This is a genomic window from Micromonospora chersina (assembly GCF_900091475.1).
Lineage (GTDB): Bacteria > Actinomycetota > Actinomycetes > Mycobacteriales > Micromonosporaceae > Micromonospora > Micromonospora chersina.
This window is the reverse complement of the sequence record NZ_FMIB01000002.1, coordinates 5,664,927-5,681,041: the sequence shown is the minus strand read 5'-3', so window position 1 is coordinate 5,681,041 and position 16,115 is coordinate 5,664,927. Positions and strand designations below refer to the sequence as shown.

The 16,115-nt window shown below is 73.2% G+C and carries 15 protein-coding genes; 2 read left to right on the top strand and 13 right to left on the bottom strand.

Translation table 11 applies throughout. The features are described 5' to 3' along the window. Positions 1–34: 34 nt before the first annotated feature. Genes GA0070603_RS26480 through GA0070603_RS26470 form a run of 3 tightly spaced genes read right to left on the bottom strand, consistent with a single transcriptional unit; the run spans position 35 to position 1,963 of the window. Positions 35–685: a DUF3618 domain-containing protein gene (locus GA0070603_RS26480; protein ID WP_091319186.1), complete on the bottom strand. Its 651-nt coding sequence runs from the start codon at positions 683–685 to the stop codon at positions 35–37. Beyond that, positions 682–1,146, bottom strand: coding sequence for a phage holin family protein (locus tag GA0070603_RS26475; protein WP_091319183.1), 465 nt, complete (start codon positions 1,144–1,146; stop codon positions 682–684). The genes GA0070603_RS26480 and GA0070603_RS26475 overlap by 4 nt, the downstream gene beginning before the upstream one ends. 31 nt (positions 1,147–1,177) lie before the next feature. After that, positions 1,178–1,963: a F0F1 ATP synthase subunit B family protein gene (locus tag GA0070603_RS26470; RefSeq protein WP_091319180.1), complete on the bottom strand. Its 786-nt coding sequence runs from the start codon at positions 1,961–1,963 to the stop codon at positions 1,178–1,180. Positions 1,964–2,162: 199 nt separating this feature from the next. Here GA0070603_RS26470 and GA0070603_RS26465 point away from each other — a divergent pair, with 199 nt between their 5' ends. Both GA0070603_RS26465 and GA0070603_RS26460 read left to right on the top strand, forming a co-directional pair. After that, on the top strand, positions 2,163–2,645 hold the full coding sequence (locus tag GA0070603_RS26465) for a DUF4383 domain-containing protein (protein WP_091319177.1): 483 nt from the start codon (positions 2,163–2,165) through the stop codon (positions 2,643–2,645). A 125-nt stretch (positions 2,646–2,770) separates the two neighbouring features. Then, entirely contained in the window at positions 2,771–3,430 is a 660-nt protein-coding gene (locus tag GA0070603_RS26460; protein WP_091319174.1) for a DUF6766 family protein, read from the top strand. A 9-nt stretch (positions 3,431–3,439) separates the two neighbouring features. On the opposite strand, the gene GA0070603_RS26455 is transcribed toward GA0070603_RS26460, so the two are convergent. The 10 genes from GA0070603_RS26455 to GA0070603_RS26410 form a co-directional block, all read right to left on the bottom strand. Further along, the gene (locus GA0070603_RS26455; RefSeq protein WP_091322315.1) at positions 3,440–3,889 is read right to left on the bottom strand and encodes a GNAT family N-acetyltransferase; all 450 of its coding nucleotides are present in this window, start codon (positions 3,887–3,889) and stop codon (positions 3,440–3,442) included. A 70-nt stretch (positions 3,890–3,959) separates the two neighbouring features. Then, positions 3,960–5,420, bottom strand: coding sequence for a GTPase ObgE (obgE, locus tag GA0070603_RS26450; protein WP_091319172.1), 1,461 nt, complete (start codon positions 5,418–5,420; stop codon positions 3,960–3,962). Positions 5,421–5,509: 89 nt separating this feature from the next. Beyond that, positions 5,510–5,764 carry a 50S ribosomal protein L27 gene (gene rpmA / locus GA0070603_RS26445; protein WP_013288010.1) on the bottom strand — a complete coding sequence of 85 codons (255 nt, stop codon included), beginning with the start codon at positions 5,762–5,764 and terminating at the stop codon, positions 5,510–5,512. Between the two features lie 11 nt (positions 5,765–5,775). Further along, positions 5,776–6,090 (bottom strand): 50S ribosomal protein L21, encoded by a 315-nt coding sequence (gene rplU / locus GA0070603_RS26440; protein WP_067312477.1) that lies wholly within the window; start codon positions 6,088–6,090, stop codon positions 5,776–5,778. A 310-nt stretch (positions 6,091–6,400) separates the two neighbouring features. Then, on the bottom strand, positions 6,401–9,409 hold the full coding sequence (locus GA0070603_RS26435; protein ID WP_091319169.1) for an Rne/Rng family ribonuclease: 3,009 nt from the start codon (positions 9,407–9,409) through the stop codon (positions 6,401–6,403). A gap of 131 nt (positions 9,410–9,540) precedes the next feature. Then, positions 9,541–10,260, bottom strand: a complete 720-nt coding sequence (locus tag GA0070603_RS26430) for a TIGR03936 family radical SAM-associated protein (protein ID WP_091319166.1) — start codon at positions 10,258–10,260, stop codon at positions 9,541–9,543. A gap of 244 nt (positions 10,261–10,504) precedes the next feature. Then, positions 10,505–11,878, bottom strand: a complete 1,374-nt coding sequence (gene mycP, locus GA0070603_RS26425; RefSeq protein WP_091319164.1) for a type VII secretion-associated serine protease mycosin — start codon at positions 11,876–11,878, stop codon at positions 10,505–10,507. 10 nt (positions 11,879–11,888) lie between these two features. After that, positions 11,889–13,337, bottom strand: a complete 1,449-nt coding sequence (locus GA0070603_RS26420; RefSeq protein ID WP_091319162.1) for a hypothetical protein — start codon at positions 13,335–13,337, stop codon at positions 11,889–11,891. 13 nt (positions 13,338–13,350) lie between these two features. Continuing rightward, a complete protein-coding gene (locus GA0070603_RS26415) occupies positions 13,351–13,794 on the bottom strand; it encodes a hypothetical protein (RefSeq protein ID WP_091322314.1) in 444 nt (147 codons plus the stop codon). A gap of 180 nt (positions 13,795–13,974) precedes the next feature. Further along, positions 13,975–15,960, bottom strand: a complete 1,986-nt coding sequence (locus GA0070603_RS26410) for a TIGR03960 family B12-binding radical SAM protein (protein WP_091319160.1) — start codon at positions 15,958–15,960, stop codon at positions 13,975–13,977. Positions 15,961–16,115 lie beyond the last annotated feature (155 nt).

The following is a 16,115-nucleotide window of genomic DNA, read 5'->3' as shown; positions in this document are numbered from 1 at the left end:
AGTGGCCGCGAGCTGCGGCGTACGGATGCCCTGATCAGTACCGCACCTGGTCGCGGGACTGCTGGGCGGTGTCCTTGACGTCCTGCGCGGCGGTCTTCGTGTCGTCCTTGACCGCGTGCACGGCGTCCTGCGCGGTGGCCTTCACCGACTCGGTGGCGTGCTGCGCCGGCTCGCGCAGCTCCTCCTTCAGCTCGCTGGCGACCTCGCCGAGCTTCTCCTTGACCACGCCGCCGTGCTCGGCGGCCTTCTCCTTGACCTGCGCGGCGACCTGCTGCTCGCGGCGGGTGGCCGGGATCAGGGAGGAGACCAGCATGCCGACGCCGAAGGCGATCACGCCGGCGGCGATCGGGTTGCCCTCGGACTTCTCCCGCAGCACCTGCGGCGCCCGCTGGGCGGCGTCACCCACGGTCGAGGCGGCGGCGTGCGCCTTGTCGCCGACCGTGGACGCAGCCGAGGAGGCGTGGTCGCCCACCGAGTAGGCGGCGTGGCCGGTGCTGTGGCCGAGGTCCGATGCGGTTCCCATCACCTTGTCCTTCACATTCGTCAGCGCGCTGCGGACGCGCTGCTTGCGGTCGTCGACGATGCGGCTCGGGCTGACCTTGTACGCCAGGGCGTCCACGTCCGAGCTCAGGTTGCTGCGAGTGGCTTCGATCTCCCGGCGGATCTGGTCGGGGTCGGTGCTCATCGGGTGACTCCCTCCGGGTGCGGCTTGAGCGCGTCGGGGATGCGCTGCACGCTGTCGTTGGTCTGCTTGAGGCCGCGGATCCGCTCGGCGTTCTTCTTCGCCATCGAGTAGAGGACCCCGGCGACGACGGCCCAGATCACGGCCACGATCAGCGCGGCCAGGCCCGAATCCATCACGTTGTCCAGGAACTGCCAGATCGCGATGGAGACGAAGAGCGCCACCATGTAGCCGCCGAAGCCGGCGCCGCCGAAGAGCCCGGCGGCCTTGCCCGCCTTCTTGCCCTCCTGGCGGATCTCGGCCTTGGCCAGCTCGACCTCCTGGCGCATCAGCGTCGACAGGTCGGTGGTGACCTGGCGCATCAGCTCACCGATGGAGCTGCCCCGGACCTCGTCCGCGGTGGGCGGCGCGCCCGCCGCCTGGTAGCCGGAGTCCAGTCCGGACCCCTGCGTCGGCATGCTCATGCCGTCGCCTCCCTTCTGCCGGTCAGGCCGTTCACGGACGGTTCACGCCGCTCGACGGCACGCCCGGCAGCGGGTCGGTCCGGCTCGGCGGGGGCAGCGGCTGGCCGGTGCCACCCTCCGGGTCGGCCCAGGTGTTCGGGGCGCCGCCGGCCGGGTAGGTCGCGCCCGGCGCGGAGTAACCCGGGTCCGGCTCGGCGTACGTGCCGGGGGTCGGGTCGAGGTAGCCGCCCGGCGGCACCTGCTCCGGCACCGCCCGCGAGGTCGGGATGACCGCGGTGCGGTCCGGGTCGTAGGACGGCCGGACACCGTCGGCGCCGTCGCCGATCGCCGCGATGTTCCGGGTCAGCCGCCCGGCGACCACGCCCAGGACGGCGGCGCCGAGCAGGAAGGTGCCCGGGTTGCGGCGGGCGTAGGTCTTCACCTCGTTGAGGAGGTCGCCCGGCTCGCGCTGCTCCAGCCAGCCGGCCACGCCGTGCACGCGGTCGGCGGCCTGGTGGGCCAGCTCGGTGACCGGGCCGCCGCTGCCGCCGTTCTGCGCCATCGAGCGCATCTCCTCGGCCAGCGACCGCAGCCCGCTCGCCGCGCGCTGCTGCTGCTGGCTGGTCTGGGCGGTGACCTGGTTCCGGGCCTCGCCGTAGAGGTTGCGGGCCTGGCGCTTCGCCTCGCCGACGACCTCCTGGCCCTGCTCCTTGGCGGTCTGGGCGACCGCGCCGCCCGCGTTGGCGGCCTCGTTGCCGACCTGGCGGGCCTGGTCACGGACCCCGCCGCCGTTGGTCGACTCGTACGTGCCGGACGTGGATGAGAGATCGTAGGTCATGATGTCCCTTCCGCTCGGAATTCGTAGCGGTTGTGCTCGGGGGATCACGCCGACGTTGCTGTCGGCGTGTCGAATTCCCTACCCCCGGTCGTCGCGTCCATGCCTGATTCGTCATTTCTCTGCGGAAGCGGCAGGCGTCGGTCACACAATGGAGGGTCTGCCCGCCCGGGCGGCGGTGAGTTCCACGGAGGTGACAGCGATGGCACGTGCCGTGCGCGGACGCGCCCCGGCCCGGCCCCGGCCGGCGATCCAGAAGGTCGCCCTCGCGGTGGCCGCCGTCTTCCTGCTGATCGGCGTGCTCGGCTTCGTGCCCGGCTTCACCACCCACTACGGCGACCTCAAGTTCGCCGGCCACCACTCCGAGGCCAAGCTGATCGGCCTGTTCCAGGTGTCGATCCTGCACAACCTGCTGCACCTGCTCTTCGGCCTGGCCGGCCTCGTGCTGGCCCGCCGGATCGCCGGGGCGCGGCTGTTCCTGGCCGGCGGCGGCGCGGCCTACCTGGGCCTCTGGCTGTACGGCTTCGCCATCGACCGGGAGACCGCCGCGAACTTCATCCCGCTCAACGACGCCGACAACTGGCTGCACCTCTTCCTCGGCTTCGGCATGCTCGCCCTGGGCCTGCTGCTCAACAACGAGCTGGGCACCGGCGGCCGGCCGGACAGCCCTCTCGATCGGCCCTGACCAGCGCCGTCACCCGATCGGGCGGCATCGCCCGCGGACACACCGGGCACGTGTTTGCCCGATCACCGCCCGGGGCACGAGGACCACCACGGGGAGTGACCCCGGCGGGACGAGGAGGTCCGGCGATGCCACGGTGGTTGCGGGAGAACGCGCTCACGGTCGCCATGCTCGGCGCGTTCGTGGTCTTCCTGTTGTTACAGAGCGTGTTCGGCTGGCAGGTGCACAACGAGGAGCTGGCCGAGTACGGCGCCACGCCGCTGAGCTGGTGGGCGTACCTGGGCACGGGCCACTTCGCGGAGGCGGTCTTCGAGAACTGGGAGTCGGAGTTCCTCCAGATGGGCGGCTACGTGCTGCTCACCGCGTACCTGGTGCAGAAGGGCTCGGCCGAGTCGAAGCCCGAGGACCAGACGGACCGGCCCGAGGACGACCCGCGGCACGCCAACCCGGACTCCCCCTGGCCGGTGCGGGCCGGTGGCCTCCCGCTCGTGGTCTACCGGAACAGCCTCTCCATCGCGCTGCTCATGATCTTCGGTGGGGCGTTCCTCGGCCACCTCTTCGGCGGCGTGGCCGCGTACAACGAGGAGCAGGCGTTGCAGAGCGGGGCCGCCCCCATCAGCGCCTGGCAGTTCCTCGGCACCAGCGACTTCTGGTTCCAGTCGATGCAGAACTGGCAGAGCGAGTTCCTCGCCGTCGGCGTGCTGATCCTGCTCAGCATCGTGCTGCGCCAGCACGCCAGCCCCGAGTCCAAGCCGGTCACCGCCGCGCACGCCCAGACCGGCGCCTAGGCCGTCGGCTCAGGCGGCGACCGGCAGGCGCTTGGCGAAGCAGACGCTGTACGGGTTGTCGACGTACTCCCCGTACACCGGGACGGGCCGGTAGCCGCAGGACCGGTACAGGCCGATGGCGGCCGGGAGGTAGGTGCCGGTCTCCAGGCAGACGGTGCTGTGCCCCTGCCGGAAGGCCAACTCCTCCAGGGCGGCCAGCAACTGCCGGGCGATGCCCCGCCCCCGGTACGCCGGCCGGACGTACATCCGCTTCAGCTCGCCGGTCTCGGCGTCGAGGGCCTGGAGCCCTCCGCAGGCGACCGCCCGCCCGCCGTCGACCACCGCCAGGTAGCGGATGTCGTCGTGGGTGATCGTCGCCTGCCCGTCCAGGCCGCCGTCGGCCTCGCGCAGCTCGCGCTGCTGGGCGACGACCAGAGCGGCGATCTCCGGATCCGTGGCGGGACGGGATTCGATCAGCATGCCGTCACGGTAGGTCGGCCGGATTTCGCGGAGGTTTCCGGCCAACATCCCGAACACGGACGGAGCGGAACTAGTCCCAGTCCTCGTCGTCGGCGTCGTCCTGCGGGGCGGCCACCACCTCGTCCTCCGCACGGACCCGGCGCGCCTTGCGGGCGGCCAGCCGCTCCGCGGCGGAGACGCGTGTCGACTTGTCCTCCAGCCGGACGTCGGTGCCCCGGTTGCCGGGGACGAAGTCGACGCCGGCGTAGAGGGTCGGCTGCCAGTCGAACTCCCGGTCGCCGATGCGGACCAGGTCGCCCGCCTGGGCGCCGGCCTTGGCCAGCTTCTCCTCGACGCCGAGGCGGGCCAGCCGGTCGGCCAGGAAGCCCACCGCCTCGTCGTTGTCGAAGTTCGTCTGCTTCACCCAACGCTCCGGACGGCTGCCCCGGACGGTGTAGGAGCCGTCCTCCTCCGCCTCGATGGTGAAGCCGGCGTCGTCGACCGCCTTCGGGCGGATCACGATGCGGGTCGGCTCGGCCGGCGGTGCCGCGCGGCGGGCCTGGTCGACCAGCTCGGCCATCGCGTACATCAGCTCCCGCAGCCCCTCGCGGGTGGCGGTGGAGACGTCGAACACCCGGAAGCCGCGGGCCTCCAGGTCGGGCCGGACGATGTCGGCGAGGTCCCGCCCGTCCGGCACGTCGATCTTGTTGAGCGCGACCAGGCGGGGACGGTCGGCCAGGCCGCCGTACTGGGTCAGCTCGGACTCGATGGCGTCGATGTCGGCGAGCGGGTCCCGGCCCGGCTCCAGCGTCGCCGTGTCGACCACGTGCACCAGCACGGCGCAGCGCTCGACGTGGCGGAGGAACTCCAGGCCCAGGCCCCGGCCGGTGGCCGCGCCCGGGATCAGCCCCGGCACGTCGGCGACCGTGAAGGTGTGGTTGTCCACCCGGACCACGCCCAGGTTCGGCACCAGCGTGGTGAACGGGTAGTCGGCGATCTTCGGCTTGGCGGCGGAGATCACCGAGATCAGGGAGGACTTGCCGGCGGAGGGGAAGCCCACCAGGCCGACATCGGCGACGCTCTTCAGCTCCAGCACCACGTCGAGCCGGTCGCCGGGCTCGCCCAGCTCGGCGAAGCCGGGGGCCTTGCGCCGGGCGTTCGCCAGCGAGGCGTTGCCCCGGCCGCCGCGCCCGCCCCGGGCCGCCTCGAAGGTGGTGCCCGCGCCGACCAGGTCGGCCAGCACCTCACCGTCGAGGGTCTGCACCACAGTGCCGTTCGGGACCTTGATGATCAGGTCGTGGCCGTTGGCGCCGTCCCGGTTCGAGCCGGCCCCGCCCTTGCCGTTCTCGGCCTTCATGTGCGGCCGGAAGTGGAAGTCGAGCAGGGTGGTCACCTGCGGGTCGACGACCAGCGAGACGCTGCCGCCGTGCCCGCCGTTACCGCCGTCGGGGCCGCCGAACGGCTTGAACTTCTCCCGGTGGATGGAGACACAGCCGTGCCCGCCGTCGCCGGCCTGCATGTGCAGGACGACCCGGTCAACGAACGTCGTCACGACGCCAATCCTTCCAGCGGGATCCACCCCGCACCTGAAAAAGCGAAGCGGGCCGGGACCCGAGGTCCACGGCCCGCGACGCCTGCGAATTACTGCTGCGGCACGATGCTGACGGTCTTGCGACCGCGCTTGGTGCCGAACTGGACCGAGCCGGCGGCCAGCGCGAACAGCGTGTCGTCGCCGCCACGGCCGACCAGGTCACCGGGGTGGAACTTGGTGCCACGCTGACGGATGAGGATCTCACCCGCGCTGACGACCTGACCACCGAAGCGCTTCACGCCGAGCCGCTGGGCCGCGGAATCGCGACCGTTACGCGAGCTGGACGCACCCTTTTTGTGAGCCATTGGAGGACGACCTACTTCCCGCTGGAGATGCCGGTCACCTTGACCTGGGTCAGCGGCTGGCGGTGACCCTGGCGCTTGTGGTAGCCGGTCTTGTTCTTGAACTTGTGGATCCGGATCTTCGGGCCCTTGGTGTGCGCGGCGATCTCGCCGGACACCGCGACCTTGGCAAGCTTCGCCGCGTCGGTCACCAGGTCGTCACCGTCGACGAGGAGCACCGCGGTGAGCTTCACCGCGTCACCGGGGGCACCGGTGAGCTTCTCGACCTCGATCACGTCGCCCTCGGCGACCTTGTACTGCTTGCCGCCGGTCTTGACGATCGCGTACATCGGAGGCGGACTCCCTGTCGTTGAGGCTGCTGGCGTCTTTACCCACCGTTGCCGGTCGGTCGTTCCCACGGCGTCTCGCCGGGAGCCGTGACACCGGCGGCGCGGGCACGCGGGAACTCGGCACACCAAAGTGCGCCGCAGGCAAGCGTACGCCATACCCGGCCCGCCACCCAAACCGGGCCACCGGTTCGGCGCGCGGGTGAGGCGAAACGCACCGCTGAGCGGCCCTGCCACGGAGACGGCAGAGGCCCCTGCCCCGGGCTCTGTGGCCGGGGCAGGGGCCCTGTCGAACGCGCGTGCGGGTCGGCGCCTACGGCCGGGTGCGCCGCCGGGCGCCGCCACGCCGGGACCGCCGGCGGGCGGTGCCGGTGTCGGCGCCCTCCTCGTCCCCGTCGCCGAGGGCGTCCGGGTCGTCCGCGGCGGCCAGCCGGGCCGAGTCGCCCTCCTGGCTGTCCGTGACCGCCGGGCCGGCCACGCCCTGGCTCTCGAACCGGGACAGGTCGTAGCCCTGGGTGTCGTAGTAGTCGTCGTCCGGGCTCTCGACCACCTCGGCGACGGCCTTCTCCGGCGCGGCCGGGGCGGGCTGCTCCGCCGCCTCCGCGGCGGGCTTCTCCGGGGCTGCCTTGCGGCCCCGGCGCCGGCCCTTCTCCTCGCCGGCGGGGGCGGTGACGGCCGAGGCGACCGCCTTGACCTTCTCCCCCGCGCCGCCGCGCGGCTTCTCCGGCACCGGCTCGGTGTGGATGATCACGCCCCGGCCCTTGCAGCACTCGCAGGTCTCGCTGAACGCCTCCAGCAGGCCGGCGCCGATCCGCTTGCGGGTCATCTGCACCAGGCCCAGCGAGGTGATCTCGGTGACCTGGTGCTTGGTGCGGTCCCGGCCCAGGCACTCGGTGAGCCGGCGCAGCACCAGCTCCCGGTTCGACTCCAGCACCATGTCGATGAAGTCGATCACCACGATGCCGCCGAGGTCGCGCAGCCGGAGCTGGCGCACGATCTCCTCGGCCGCCTCCAGGTTGTTCCGGGTGACCGTCTCCTCCAGGTTGCCCCCGGAGCCGGTGTACTTGCCGGTGTTGACGTCGATGACCGTCATGGCCTCGGTCCGGTCGATCACCAGCGACCCGCCGGAGGGGAGGAAGACCTTCCGGTCCAGCCCCTTGAGGATCTGCTCGTCGATCCGGTACTCGGCGAAGACGTCCGTGGTGCCGGCGTGCCGGCGCAGCCGCGCCACCAGGTCCGGCGAGACGTGCGACAGGTAGGACTCGACCAGGTCGTACGCCGACTCACCCTCGATGACCAGCTCGCGGAAGTCCTCGTTGAACAGGTCCCGGACCACCCGGATGACCAGGTCGGGCTCCTCGTAGAGCAGCACCGGGGCGCCGCCCTCGGCCGCCTTGGCCTGGATCTCCTCCCACTGCGCCTGGAGCCGCTTGACGTCCCGGGCCAGCTCGTCCTCGCTGGCGCCCTCGGCGGCCGTCCGGACGATCACCCCGGCGCCGTCCGGCACCAGCTTCTTCAGGATGTCCCGCAGCCGCTTGCGCTCGGTGTCCGGCAGCTTCCGGCTGATGCCGGAGGCGTTGCCGTTCGGCACGTAGACCAGGTGCCGGCCGGAGAGCGCGATGTGGCTGGTGAGTCGGGCGCCCTTGTGCCCGATCGGGTCCTTGGTGACCTGCACCAGCACCGAGTCGCCGGACCGGAGCGCCTGCTCGATCGAGCGGGCCCGGCCCTCCAGGCCGGTGGTGTCCCAGTTGACCTCGCCGGCGTAGAGCACGGCGTTGCGGCCGCGCCCGATGTCGACGAAGGCCGCCTCCATGCTGGGCAGGACGTTCTGCACCTTGCCCAGGTAGACGTTTCCGGCCATGGTGCCGGACGAGTTGCGGGTCACGTAGTGCTCGACCAGCACGCCGTCCTCGAGGACCGCGATCTGGGTCCGGTCACCCCGCTGGCGCACGGCCATCACCCGGTCGACCGCCTCCCGGCGGGCCAGGAACTCCGACTCGCTGAGGATCGGCGGGCGCGTACGCCGCTGCTCGCGGCCGTCCCGGCGACGCTGCCGCTTGGCCTCCAGCCGGGTCGAGCCGGAGACGCCCTGCACCTCGTCGACGGCCTTGCGCGGCTCGCGGATCTTGACGACCGTGGGCACGCCGTCCTCGGCGGCGGTCTCCGCCTCACCGGCGCCCCGGCGGCGGCGCCGACGGCGACGACGGGTCATCCCCTCGCCCTCGGCCTCCTCCTCGTCCTCGGTCTCCTCGGCCTCCGCTTCGGCGGCCTCGGCACGGACGGCCTCCTCGGCCTCCTCGTCCTCGGCCTCCTCGGCGCCCCGGCCGCGGCCCCGGCCCCGGCGGCCACGACGACGGCGGCGACGCAGGGCCGCCTCGTCCTCGTCCTCCTCCGCCTCGGCGGTCTCCTCGGCCTCGGCGGTCGGCTCCTCCTCGGCCTCGACCTCCACCTCGACCGCCACCGGCTCGGCCTCGCGGCGGCCGCGCCGGCGGCGCCGGCCGGTCTCCGCCGGCTCCTCGACCGGCTCCTCGGCGACCGGGTAGGTGACCCGGACGACCGGGGCCTCCTCGGGCTGCGGAGGCATGAACAGGACGGTCGGCGCGGAGAGCGCGGCCCGGCGCCGGCGGGTGGTCGGGGCCGGCTCCTCGGCCGGGCCCGGCACGGCCGCCCCCGGCGACACCTCACCCGTCCGGTCCTCCGGACCGCCGGCGCGGGCCAGGCGGGCCTGGTCCTCAGGGGTCGGCTCGTCCTCGGCGTCCTCGCCGACCGCGTCCTCGTCCTCGGGCTCGCCCGCGGCGGGCGCCGGCGCGGCGGCCGGCTCGACGTCGGCCTGCGGCTCGGCGACCGCGTGCGGCTCGGCCGCCGGCCCGGCGGCCTCGGCGGGCGCCTCGGTCGGCGACTCGTCGGCCGGGGCCTCCACGGGCGGCGGGGTGGTCTTGCGACGGCGGGTACGGGTCACCTTGACCGGCGGCACCACCTCGTCGGAGGCGGCCTCCACCCCGGCCGCGGCCACCGGCTCCTCGACCGCCTTGGCGGGGGTCGCCTTGCGCCGCCGCCGGGTCTTCGGCGCGGCCTCCAGGTCCCCGGCGACCGGGGCGAACACCTCGGCCTGCGGCGACTCGCCGCTGCCGGTCGCCGCCGTCGGCGCCTCCACCGGCGCGTCCGTCTGCTCCGGCTGGTTCAGCGGCGCGGCCTTGCGGCGGCTGGCCCGCTTGCGGGCCGGCGGCTTGACCTCGGCGGTGCCTTCGGTGCTGCTGCTGGCGGTGGCCTCGGCCGGCTCTGCGCCGGTCCGTTCGCCGCCCTCGGGCTCGTTCTCGAGCATGGACGTTCTCCAGTTCTGGCTGCCCCGGGCGCGGGTGAGCGCTGCCACGCAGGGTCGCCGCAAAAGGTGTTTCCGCCGGGCGCGCAGGTGCGCGACCGCCGAAGTCTGCCTGCCAGAACGCCGACCGTCGGTCAGCGTTCTCCGATGGCTGCCCCGTCGCGGTCCGCGTCCAACGGATCCACGATCTCGCCCTGCGCGGTCAGCGTGCCCTGCGCCAGCCGGATCACCCTCGGGGAGACCGGCGGCTCCAGGTCGGCCACCACGCGGAGGCCGGAAAGGACGTCATCGGGTCGTACGGACGGGGTGACCTGCCGCACGACCAGTTCGAGTATCGCACACGGTACGGCCGTCGCCCCGGAAGGCGTCTCGGACGGCGGCAGCGTATCGATGGCTATGACGGCGGCACGGGCGTCGAAGGTGCGCCGCCCCTGCTTGGTCATCCGCTCGACCTGGATCTCCTCGGCAGCCGTGAACGCGCTCACCGCCCGCTCCAGCGCGGCCGGGTCGACCTCGGGAAGCTCGATCCGCCAGCGGGACGCCTCGATCCGGTCGGCCAGGCTGCCGCCGGTGGCCTCCACCGCGTCCAGGACGTCGAGCCCGGGCGACAGGGCGGCGTCCAGGGCCGCCCGCAGCCGCGCCGGGTCGACCGGCTCGCGCAGGCCGATCTCCAGGTACTCGGCCTCGCTGGCCACGCCCGTGGGCGCCGCGGAGGCGTACGAGATCTTCGGGTGCGGCGTGAACCCCTGGGAGAAGGCGATCGGCACGCCGGCCCGGCGCAGCGCGCGCTCGAAGGCCCGGGCGAAGTCCCGGTGCGAGGTGAACCGCAGCGGTCCACGCTTGGCGTACCGGATCCGGACCCGCTGGACGACCGGCGCCTGGCCGCCCTCGGGTTGAGGCTTTCTGGCGATCGTGAGCTCCTCGGCTGTACCTGCGTGTCCGTCCCATCCTGGCGCAGCGGCCGGCGCGGCCCGCAGCCGGGGCGGCGCGAGCGGCGGACGAACCGGTGGAAACCGGTCGGCGGGGGGATTCCCGCCCCGCCCGGAGGCGACGGTGGCCGGCCGGTGACCCGCAGGTCACCCGGCCGGCCACCACGGTTCAGGACCGGTTCCCGCCCGGTGGCGGGTAGGACCCCGGTGGGGGCGGAACGTGACCGGGCGGCGGGGCGTACGGGTTGGCGCCCGGCGGGGCCTGACCACCCGGCGCGCCCGGCGGGGCGTGGTAGCCGGCCGGGACGGGCGGGGTGCCGTATCCGCCCCGGGCGCCCTGGTCGAGCAGTTCGTCCGGTACGGCGGCGGCCCGGGCCGCCTCGCGGCGGTAGCGGCGCCGGTTCCAGATCAGGAAGACCACGAGCCCCACCAGCACCAGCAGCGCCACCGCGATGCCGATGCCGATGACCATGACCTGCTGGTCCGTGGGACCGCCACGGTCGCCGTGCTCGGTGACGTCGAAGTCGTCGTCCTCGGCGGCCTGCGGCGGGGCCGGGCTGGCCGCGGCCGGCTCCAGGAGCGGGTTCGCCGAGACCGCCGGCACCTTCGCGGTCAGGGCCGCCAGCGCGTCGAGGCGGCCGAAGCCGTACTGCGGGTCGCGGCCGGGCGGGCCGGCGTCCCGGGCGGTGCGGATGATCCGGTTGATCACGTTGGGGGCGGAGAGGTCGGGGTACTTCGACCGGATCAGCGCCGCCACCCCGGAGACGATCGCCGTGGCGTCGGAGGTGCCGTCACCCCAGCCGTAGCCGTGGTCCGGGCCCGCGTTGTAGATGGCGTCGCCGGGTGCGGCCACCACGGCCTCGGGGCCCTGCGCCGAGCCCGACCAGAAGCGCCCGCCCCGCGTCGTGCCGGTCACCGCGATCACCCCGCGGACGTTGGCCGGGCTTGTCACGTCGACCTCGCCCTTGGCCGTGTTGCCCGCGGCGGCCACCACCACCACGTCCCGGTCCAGGGCGTATTTGATCGCGGACTCCTCGTCGGCGGAGGCCGCGCCCATGGCGCCGTAGGACAGGTTGATCACCTTGGCGCCGCCGTCGACGGCCATCCGGATGCCCTGGGCGGACGCCGCCTCGCTGATCTCCCCGTCGCCCGGCTTCGTCTTGATCGGCAGGATGCGCACACCCGGCGCGATGCCGGTCACCCCGTCCGAACCGGCGTTCTTCGCCGCGATGATGCCGGCCATGTGGGTGCCGTGGCCGTCCACGTCGGAGCGTCCGTCGCCCGCGGCGCCGTAGCTGCGGCGGCCGGGGAGCACCTGGCCGGCGAGCTCCGGGTGGGTGGCGTCGACACCGCTGTCCACCACGGCGACGGTCACCCCGCGCCCCGTGGAGAGCCGGTGCACCTGGTCGATGCGCAGCTCGTCCAGGTACCACTGCTCGGCCCGTCGCGGCGCGGCGGCCGCCGGCTGGGCGACCCCCAGCACCATGAGCCCGGCCAGCAGCCCGGCCGCAACCGGTCGGAACGCGCCCGCGTGCAACCTCATCCGTCCGTCCTCAGCGCAGGATGCCCGGGGACGCGGCGTCACCGCTGCCCCACGGATCGTCGTCCTCAGTCAACCACGACGAGTGCTCGCTGCCGCTGCCGCCGTGCCCGGCCCCGCCGTGCCCGCCCATCATCCCGCCGCCCATCATGCCGGCGCCGCCGCGCAGGCCACCCGCGCCGGCGCCGGCCGCGTTGCGCAACGCGCTCGCCGCGCTGGTCATCGGGGGCACCTTGCCGTTGCCGCCACCGACCATGCCGGGGATGCCGCCCATGCCCACCGCTCCGGCCGCGCCGAGACCGCCGCCGCCGATGCCGCCGGCCGAGCCGAGACCGGCCCCACCACCGCCGAAGCCGCCGCCCCCGCCGCCGAGCCCCGTGGGGTTGAGACCGCCACCGAGACCGCCGGTGCCGCCGATGGTGCTGGGCCCGCCGGCGCCGGCGAGGCCGCTGCCGTAGTCGTGACCACCGGTGCCCGGGTAGCCGGCGCCGGTGGACGGCGGGGTGTAGCTGCCGGCGCCGCCGCCGGCCCCGCCGCCGAAGTCCGGGCCGCCGGTCGTGGGCGGCGGCGTCAACGATCCGCCACCGCCGCCGCCGAAGGAGCCCCCGCCGCCCACGCCGGTGCTGCCGAGGGAGGGCCCGCCGCCGAAACCGCCGCCCGCGCCACCGCCACCGACGCCACCGCCACCACCGCCCGGGAGGCCGGACGGCGGCTTGCGGTCGTCGGGGCGGTAGTCGTCGGACTCGGTCCTCGGCTGCGGCACCACCAGCTTGGGCCGCTCGGTCTCCACCGCGGCGGGCAGCGGCGACATGGCCGAGTTGGCCGCCTGCTGGTTGTCCCGGTACCAGTTGTCCAGGTGCGACTTGGTGTCCCACCAGCCGCCGCGCTTGTTGTCGTCGGCGTTGCCGTCGACCTTCATGGTCGCCTCGAGGTCGTCGGCCTTGTCGCGGAACGCGCCGTCGGCGTACGAGGCGGGGTTGCTCTGGTAGTCCTTGCGCAGCGCGGCGAGGAAGCCCGAGGCGCTCTCGCCGTCGCGGGCGTCGTCGAGTTCGGTGCCGTTGGGCAGGCTCCACTCGTTCCAGCCGAAGTCGTCCATCAGCGGGATCGGGATGCTCGCCACCGACTTGCGGATGTCACCCTCGATCCGCGACAGCGCACCGCTCACGTTGCTGGCGTGGGTGATCAGCTCCTCGATCTCCTTGCCGATCTCGCCCAGGTGCTCGCGGTACGCGTCGCCGCCGCTGCCCTTCCAGCCGGCGAGCAGGCCGGGCAGGCCGCCGCTGTGCGGGCGCTCCTGGCCGGGCGCGATCGGGCCGACGAAGGACCGCCCGACGAGCGCGTCGCGCAGGTAGCCCAGGCCGGTGGAGAGGCTGCTCCAGCCGACACCGACCGAGCCGACCGTCTCCGGGTCCGCCGACAGCGTCACCTCGCGGACGCACCGCTCCCAGGTTCCTCCAGCCATGACCTTCTCCCCCTCAGGCCGTGTACGGGTAGGTGGGCGGCTGCTGGCCCGTCGCCGGCGGCGGGGCGGCGGACTCCAGCATCCGCTCGATCTCCTTGCCGTTGGCGGCGTTGCGGGCCTCGGTGTCGCGGAACGCCTTGGCGATGTCCTCGGTGCCCTGCTTCAGGGTGGCCAGCTTGAGGGAGAGCGCCTTGAGGTGACCCTCCATGTTCGCCGTCGACTTCGTCAGCGCCTGCCACTGCATGCGGGCGTCCTCGTACGCGCCGAACGGCGTGCCGTTGGGCACCGTCTGCGCGTTGTTGCTGTCGCCCTTCATCCGCTCCTTGATGCGTTCCATCTCGTAGCCGATGGTGTCGTCGACGTACTGCTTGAGGCGCTCGACGTACTCCGCCGCGGCGTCCAGGTCCTCGACGCTGACGTGCAGATCGCCGGTGTCCGGCGGCCTGATGTCACCCATGCTGCTGCCCTCCCCGCTGCCGGCCCCCGGCCGGTCCAATACGGACGCAGCGTATCGAGTGACGGCCAGTCGAGGCACCCCCACCCCGCGCCACGGGACATCGACGGGCGACGAGTCCCGGAATGTGACGGAGCGCGGGAACCCCGTGGGGATCCCGCGCTCCGGTGTGCGTCGCCGGCGCTACTGCTGGGCGCCGGTGGGCAGCTTCAGCCCGTTGACCGGGGTCAACGGCAGCAGCTTCTTTCCGGTCGGGCCGATCTGGATCTCGGTGTCCATGGACGGGCAGACGCCGCAGTCGAAGCAGGGCGTCCAGCGGCAGTCGTCCTGCTCGTACTCGGACAGGGAGTCCTGCCAGTCCTGCCAGAGCCAGTCCTTGTCCAGGCCGGAGTCGAGGTGGTCCCAGGGCAGGACCTCCAGCTCGTCGCGCTCGCGGGTGGTGAACCAGTCCAGGTCCACCCCGAAGGACGGCAGCACCTCGGCCGCGGCGTCCACCCAGCGCTGGTAGGAGAAGTGCTCGCTCCAGCCGTCGAACCGGCCGCCGTTCTCCCAGACCTTGCGGATCACCGCGCCGACCCGGCGGTCGCCCCGGGACAGCAGGCCCTCGATCAGCGACGGCTCGCCGTCGTGGTAGCGGAAGCCGATGGCCCGACCCAGCGACCGGTCGCTGTTGATGGCCTGCTTGAGCAGCTTCAGCCGGCCGTCGATGACCTCCGGCCGCTCCATGGCGGCCCACTGGAACGGGGTGTGCGGCTTCGGCACGAAGCCACCGATCGAGACGGTGCAGCGGATGTCCTTGGACCCGGTCGCCGCCCGGCCGGCCCGGATGACCTCGTGCGCCATGTCGGCGATCTCGAGGACGTCCTCGTCGGTCTCGGTGGGCAGGCCGCACATGAAGTAGAGCTTCACCTGCCGCCAGCCGTTGGTGTACGCGGTGACGACGGTGCGGATCAGGTCTTCCTTCGACACCATCTTGTTGATGACCTTGCGGATCCGCTCCGACCCGCCCTCCGGGGCGAAGGTCAGGCCGGTCCGCCGCCCGTTGCGGGACAGCTCCTGGGCCAGGTCGATGTTGAAGGCGTCCACCCGGGTCGACGGCAGCGAGAGCGAGACGTTCGTGCCCTCGTACTGCTGGGCGAGGCCGGAGCACATGTCACCGATCTCGGAGTGGTCGGCCGACGACAGGGACAGCAGGCCCACCTCGTGGAAGCCGGAGAACTCCAGCCCCTGCTGCACCATCTGGCCGACCGTGGTGATCGAGCGCTCCCGCACCGGGCGGGTGATCATCCCGGCCTGGCAGAACCGGCAGCCCCGGGTGCAGCCGCGGAAGATCTCCACCGCGTACCGCTCGTGGACCGTCTCGGCCAGCGGCACGAGGGGCTTCTTCGGGTACGGCCAGGCGTCCAGGTCCATGGTCGTGCGCTTGTGCACCCGGAACGGCACGTCGGGGCGGTTCGGCACGACCCGCTGGATCCGGCCGTCGGGCAGGTAGTCCACGTCGTAGAAGCGCGGCACGTAGACGCTCTCGGTGCGGGCCAGCCGCAGCAGCAGCTCGTCCCGGCCGCCCGGGCAGCCCTCGGCCTTCCAGTCCCGGACGATCGCGGTGATCTCCAGCACCGCCTCCTCGCCGTCGCCGAGCACGGCGGCGTCGACGAAGTCGGCGATCGGCTCCGGGTTGAACGCGGCGTGCCCGCCGGCCACGATCACCGGGTCGGCGTCGGTGCGGTCGGCGGCCAGCAGTGGGATGCCGGCCAGGTCGATCGCGGTGAGCAGGTTCGTGTAGCCCAGCTCGGTGGAGAAGGAGACGCCGAACACGTCGAAGTCGCGCACCGCCCGGTGCGCGTCGACGGTGAACTGCGGCACGCCGTGGGCGCGCATCAGCTTCTCCAGGTCCGGCCAGACCGCGTACGTCCGCTCGGCCAGCACGTCGGGCAGCTCGTTGAGCACCTCGTAGAGGATCTGCACGCCCTGGTTGGGCAGGCCCACCTCGTACGCGTCGGGATACATCAGCGCCCACCGGACGGTCGCCGCGTCCCAGTCCTTGACCACCGCGCCCAGCTCGCCACCGACGTACTGGATGGGCTTGGTCACCTGGGGCAGCAGCGGCTCCAGCCGCGGCCACACGGAATTGGCCGCGACCGGGCGCGGCGTCGTCGACGGGGCACTCATGATGCCCAAGGGTACGCGGTCCCCCACCATCCACCACGCCGCACCGCTCCCCTTTCCGCCCGGCCCGACCAGCGCCGAAGCCTGCCCCGGGCGCGTTGATCAAGAGGTTTGCGTCCGGATCGCCGGCGATCCGGACGCGAACCTCTTGATCGACA